This is a genomic window from Flavobacterium nitrogenifigens (genome assembly GCF_003254565.1).
GTDB classification, from domain to species: domain Bacteria; phylum Bacteroidota; class Bacteroidia; order Flavobacteriales; family Flavobacteriaceae; genus Flavobacterium; species Flavobacterium nitrogenifigens.
The window spans coordinates 1-262 of record NZ_QJRI01000036.1; the positions used below are offsets into that span (position 1 = coordinate 1).

Annotated in this window: 1 rRNA gene; it reads right to left on the reverse strand. The window is 47.3% G+C overall.

The annotated features are described in order from the left end of the window. Positions 1–151: ribosomal RNA gene (locus DM397_RS00155) — 16S ribosomal RNA — on the reverse strand; the annotation flags it as partial. Between the last annotated feature and the right edge of the window lie 111 nt (positions 152–262).

Below are 262 nucleotides of genomic sequence, written 5' to 3' on the forward strand. Positions count from 1 at the left end.
TCTCTGGGCTATCCCTCTGTGGAAGGCAGATTGCATACGCGTTACGCACCCGTGCGCCGGTCTCAAGCACCGAAGTGCTCTACCCCTCGACTTGCATGTGTTAAGCCTGCCGCTAGCGTTCATCCTGAGCCAGGATCAAACTCTTCATCGTATATTGTAATATTATATAGTCGATGCCTTATTCTAGTCGGTTTCATTCGAATCTCTCGATTCCATTACTCTTATTCTATTTTGCTTTAGCATCTCTGCTAAAGCGGCTGTC